The 4,577-nt window shown below is 29.8% G+C and carries 3 protein-coding genes and 2 pseudogenes; 4 read left to right on the forward strand and 1 reads right to left on the reverse strand.

Annotated features, from left to right (window positions below; genetic code table 11):
- Nucleotides 1-259: 259 nt before the first annotated feature.
- Nucleotides 260-1,849: pseudogene (locus tag JJE11_RS15065) on the forward strand (Na/Pi cotransporter family protein); the annotation flags it as partial.
- Between the two features lie 309 nt (nt 1,850-2,158).
- Nucleotides 2,159-2,812, forward strand: a complete 654-nt coding sequence (gene cwlD / locus JJE11_RS15070; RefSeq protein ID WP_291637076.1) for an N-acetylmuramoyl-L-alanine amidase CwlD — start codon at nt 2,159-2,161, stop codon at nt 2,810-2,812.
- A gap of 98 nt (nt 2,813-2,910) precedes the next feature.
- On the opposite strand, the gene JJE11_RS15075 is transcribed toward cwlD, so the two are convergent.
- Entirely contained in the window at nt 2,911-3,156 is a 246-nt protein-coding gene (locus JJE11_RS15075) for a hypothetical protein (protein WP_291637074.1), read from the reverse strand.
- Between the two features lie 284 nt (nt 3,157-3,440).
- On the opposite strand from JJE11_RS15075, the gene JJE11_RS15080 reads away from it, so the two are divergent.
- A complete protein-coding gene (locus JJE11_RS15080) occupies nt 3,441-4,367 on the forward strand; it encodes a winged helix-turn-helix domain-containing protein (protein ID WP_366927947.1) in 927 nt (308 codons plus the stop codon).
- Nucleotides 4,368-4,427: 60 nt separating this feature from the next.
- Nucleotides 4,428-4,577, forward strand: a pseudogene (locus JJE11_RS15085) (NAD-binding oxidoreductase); the annotation flags it as partial.

Raw genomic sequence — 4,577 nt, forward strand, 5'->3', positions numbered from 1 at the left:
AAATACAACACTGGATAAACAATTATCCAAGAAGGATTTTTAACGGTTTATCTGCTAATATGATGGAACAGAAAACCATTACAGCTTAACATTATATTTTTATTGAAATTTCCGGACATTTTATATTGCAATCTACACTATGTTAAATATGTTAAAAATAACTTAACATATGGTTTAGACTTATAGTATTATTTATGTGAATGATTAAAATACTTATCTTAGTTATAATAGGGAGGATTTTTATGCAGACTATAAGTATGTTTTAGGACTTTTTGGAGGATTAGGTTTATTCCTATATGGAATGAAAATGATGGGTGATGGTTTAGTAAATTCAACTGGTGAAAAACTTAAAAAAATATTCGAGAGAATCACATCTAATCCATATAAAGGGGTAGCCACAGGTGCTATAATAACAGCAGTTATTCAGAGCAGTAGTGCAACGACCGTGATGGTAATAGGTTTCGTAAATGCAGGACTTATGAACTTATATCAAGCAACAGCGGTAATTATGGGAGCTAATATTGGAACGACTATAACTGCGCAGCTAATTGCATTTAACCTTGATGCTATAATGCCAGTATTTTTAGGAGTTGGATCTTTAACAATACTATTTTCAAAAGGTAAAAGAGGTAGAGAAACAGGAAATATTATATTAGGTTTTGGTATTCTTTTTTTAGGAATGGAGTTAATGAAGAATACTATGACTCCATTAGCCCAGTCACCGGTTTTTACAACTTTAATAATGAAATTAGAGGGAAATACCATATTAGGAATTTTAACAGGTGCATTGATGACTGCAGTAATCCAAAGTTCATCTGCATCGACTGGTATTATAGTGGCATTAGCTTCTACAGGAGCATTGCCACTTGGAGCGGCGGTGCCAATTTTATTTGGTAATAATATAGGGACATGTATAACGGCTTTATTATCAAGTATAGGAACGTCTAAAACAGCAGCACTAATACATCTATTCTTTAATATAATTGGTACATTGATCTTTATTCCATTAATAAATCCACTGATACATCTTGTACAATCAATATCACAAGGTGGTGATGTTGACATAAAAAGGCAAATTGCAAATGCTCATACTATATTTAACATAGCAAATACAATAATTATGGTGCCATTTATAAAATATCTTGTTTTACTTGTTAACATGATAATACCTGGGGAAGATGATAATCTAACAATTGGAGTTAAGTATATAGACGAAAGATTACTAGAGACACCAGTTATTGCAGTTGGACAAACTACAAAAGAGGTTGTTAGAATGGCGAACTTAGCAAAAGATAATGTGCAACTTGCTAAGGAATGTTTTAGGGATGATAATGAAAGTAAAATTAAAACTGTTTACCAAAATGAAAAATTAATAAATTTACTTGAGGATGAAATAACATCATATTTAGTAAAGCTTTCCTCAGCTGAATTATCAATGCAACAAATTAAAATAGTGACTTCCATGTTCAATGTAGTAAATGATATAGAACGTATAGGGGATCATGCTGAAAACTTAGCTGATTTAAGTAGTGAGAAGATTCAAAAGAATTTGGAATTCTCAAGAGATGGATTAGATGAGTTAGATGGAATGTATAAATACATAGTATATGCTTTAGAGATTTGTATTGAAAGCTTTGAAAATAATGATATTATAAAAGCAGAGTCTATCTTGGAAATTGAAGATAGAATTGATAGCTTAGAAAAAGAACTAAGAGCATCCCATATAAGGAGGTTAAATAAGGGGGTCTGTACTGCTACTGTCGGTGCGGTATTCCTTGATGTTATTAGTAATTTTGAGAGAATAGGAGATCATGCAATCAATATTGCCCAAGTGGTAATAAGCAAATAAGCATAATAAGGGTTTATAATATACTGATATATAATTTAAATTTGCCTTAGTATAAATAGAGAGCAGCCGCAATAATTTTTGGTGGGTGTTTTTTATTTTCTATAAAATTGTGAATTTAAATGTTGCTTATAGATATGTAGTAAGTCCATTTATAGATTATTATAAAAAAGCATCTTAAGTAAGTGTATAAATACTAATAAATCACGCACTAGTTGAATAAAATTAACACATAGGAATAAATAAAGGGTGGGTGCATTGAAATATAGGAATAATAAATTAGCAGCTATTGTCACAGTAATAATTGTAGCAATGGTAAGCTTTTTAGGTGTAAATTTAAGTCTTGTCAAAGAAAGTATGAATACCAATATAGGTAGCAAAAAAATACTCATTGATTCCGGTCATGGAGGAATGGATGGGGGAACAAGTTCTAAAAATGGTACTGTAGAAAAAAATATTAATTTAAGTATAGCAATAAAACTTAAAGAGAGCTTACAAAAGGCAGGATATGATGTAGTTATGACAAGAGAAGAAGATTCATTACTTTATTTAGGGAGTGGAACTATAAGAGAAAAATACACTGAAGATTTAAAAAATAGATGCGAATTGAAGAAATCTAGCAAATGCGATATGTTTATTAGCATTCATCTAAATTATTTTACCCAGAGCAAATATTATGGAGCTCAAGTGTGGTACTCGGATTATAAAGATAGTTCTATACTCGCAGGTACAATTCAGAAAAACTTTAGGATAGATTTAGATCCTAATAATAAAAGAGTACAGAAGCCCGCTAAAAATGCGTACAAAATATTAAGGGAAAATGACAATATACCAAGTGTTATAGTGGAATGTGGATTTTTGTCAAACTATGAGGAAGAACAAAAATTAAAATCGAATGAGTACCAACAAAAGATTGCAGACTCTATAAGTAAATCTGTAGGTGAGTTTTATAATAGTGCTTTGTAATAGTAAATAATTATAATGTAGTGTGGTTAGCTTATTTTATACTATAGTAATGCTTAAAGATGAATAATATTAAAAGACATATTAATGAATATGTCTTTTTAATATGTTTTTTTCAGTTTAATGGATATTTGTGAAACTTTACCTCCATTTTGATCTAAATATGTTGCGATTTTCGAAGGAGTAGCATCTTGAATTCTTTCACCCATATATTTAGATATGGTTACTTCATCAGGTTTAGCAAGGTATGGAATATGTGTAATAAGCCTATAAACAAATATTGAAAGAATTATTACCAGAATAGAACTTAATAGATATAAAACAATAGAAAATTTTATTTTTGTCATGGGAGCCTCCTTAGTAGTTGTATATAGTATTTTAATAATTTTATTTATAAATTATAACCTTAAAATGTGAAAATTCTATTAAATCTAAGAATAACATAGATAATGTTGTTTAATTAAGCTAAAACGCTAAAAATAACACTATACACCTATAAAACAACGATTGAAGTGAATTTATCCATATGGTACTATATGAATGGCAATGGATTAGTCCATTGATCCAATATACTTGAGGGGGGATTTTTATTAACATTGAAATAAATAAAAAGAATGGAGTACCACTTTATATTCAAGTTAAAAAACAGATTATGGATGAAATAAAAAAAGGGACTCTCAAGGTTGGAACAAAATTGCCTACAGAAAGAGAATTGTCTGAGAGGTTAAAAGTAAGCAGAAATACTGTAAGTACTGCATATAACGACTTGGAACAAGATGGCGTTTTGAAATCCTACCAAGGGAAGGGCACTTTTGTAGTTGAAGAAGCTATATCTTGGGAGAACCAAAATATCAAAAATAAGATAATAAGATTTGTTGACTTAGGACTTGAGGAAGCTCTGGAAATCGGGATGAAACCAGAAGAATTTTTAGATATAGTAAATCAAAGAGTAGATGAAAAAAAACAGATAATGGATAAGATTGTAGCGGTATACGTAGAGTGTAATATAGAACAAGCAATAATGTTTAGTGCTCAACTTAGTAAGAATAGTAATATGAGTGTAACAAATTTAACTTTAAGTGAGTTAGAAAAGATGGATAAGGACACTAAAGAAAAGATTGAGAGCGCTGAGTTTATAATAACTACATTTAATCACATTAATGAAGTTACAAAGTTAACGGCTTGGCTTAATAAGGAAATTTTGGGAGTTGCTATAACTCCAAATTTAGAACCAATAGTTAAAATTGCGAGATATGGTGCAGACACCGAGTTTGCATTTATATGTATATCTGAAGAGTTTATGTTCAAAATTAGGAGAGCTTTAGAAAAGGCAGGGTTATCTGAGGTTAATATAAAGTACTATAATACTACTGATGTTAATGAAATTAAGGATATAATTGAAAAATCAGATGTTATGATAGTATCTCCAGGTAGATATAAAGATGTCAAAAGTGCAAATTCCAGCAATAAGGAAATAATTGAATTTTTATATAGTCTAGATGATGGCTCAGTAAAAGCGCTTAGGTCAAAGATTATTGAAATAAAGTTCAAAAAATAATGTATTAAGAAATATTAATTGGTTCTGATCAAAGTTATATATGAATATGGAGGGATACAAATGTATAAAATTATTGAGAAAAGAGCTTTAGCACCTCAAATATTTTTAATGGATATCGAGGCACCGAGGGTAGCAAAATCAGCAAAACCTGGTCAATTTGTAATTATAAAAATGGATGAAAAAGGTGAAAGATTACCTTTAACAATTAGT

This window comes from Clostridium sp. (assembly GCF_016650095.1).
Taxonomy (GTDB): Bacteria; Bacillota; Clostridia; order Clostridiales; family Clostridiaceae; genus Clostridium_AD.

Bases quoted from the DNA above. Each gene is read 5' to 3' on its own strand.
- JJE11_RS15075 (WP_291637074.1), bottom strand. From the start codon at position 3,156: ATGACAAAAATAAAATTTTCTATTGTTTTATATCTATTAAGTTCTATT.
- cwlD (WP_291637076.1), top strand. From the start codon at position 2,159: ATGGTAAGCTTTTTAGGTGTAAATTTAAGTCTTGTCAAAGAAAGTATG.